The sequence below is a fragment of the Propioniciclava sp. MC1683 genome (genome assembly GCF_014164675.1).
In the GTDB taxonomy this organism is placed as follows: Bacteria; Actinomycetota; Actinomycetes; order Propionibacteriales; family Propionibacteriaceae; genus Propioniciclava.
Window position 1 is genome coordinate 1 of sequence record NZ_JACJFX010000111.1, and the last position, 823, is coordinate 823.

Annotated in this window: 1 protein-coding gene; it reads right to left on the bottom strand. The window is 64.5% G+C overall.

Annotated features, from left to right (window positions below):
* Positions 1-123: 123 nt before the first annotated feature.
* Positions 124-654: a hypothetical protein gene (locus H5397_RS17470; RefSeq protein ID WP_182819021.1), complete on the bottom strand. Its 531-nt coding sequence runs from the start codon at positions 652-654 to the stop codon at positions 124-126.
* Positions 655-823 lie beyond the last annotated feature (169 nt).

An 823-nucleotide genomic window follows, 5' to 3' on the forward strand; every position in this document is an offset into this window, starting at 1 on the left:
CCTGGCACCGGCTCGGGGCATCAACGGCGCCAACCGAGCCCAGTCCTCATCGGTCAACACCGGCATCCGACTCACGGGACCTCACCCTGCCCGAGAAGCCCCTGCAGGGTAACGAGACACGCCCTAGGCGCCGAGCTGTTCGACGAGCGCTGTGAGTGCGCCGTCCACTTCGCCAAGCACTCCCGGCAGGACTGCCGGAGGGAACGTTGCTGCGTTGAGTGCGCTTTTTGGCGCTACCCCTCCTGGGATCGACTTCACACGCTCGGCGTACGCGAGGACGGCGTTGGCGACGGACGGGGTCTGCGCCAGCGACGTCGGGTCTACGCCGAGGGTGACGTACCGCGCCGCTTGCCAATGGCTCCCTTCGGAAAGCATCCACCCGATCGCGAGTGGTTGGCGGCGATCAGGTGTGTCGATGCGCAGCGCCGCTCCGCGTGAGCGCCACTTCACCTCAATGCCGAGGGTCTCGCACCGTGCGATGATGCTGCGAACCGCGTCGCGGTATGCGGGATCTCCGATGCTGGAGAGGTACTCGGCCTCCTCGACATCCTTCCTTGCGCCTTCTGTTGTTGATCGGGCAGCGTTCCAGCGTGCTGGTGCTGCAACGACCTGGGTGGCGTGTGCGATGAGCTCTGCGCCGGTCAGCTGGATCACCTCCACGAGGTAGAAGCGCCCGCGTCGCATGGTGGCGTTAAGCCTGAATCCACCGGCCTGGTAGCGGTGCGTTAAGCGAGGAAGTGCCCTCTGGTAAGGGAGAATGGGACTTGTATAGAGTTCCGTAGCTCCCCCAAGAAGGGCACTTCCGAGATGCAACTGTCTCACA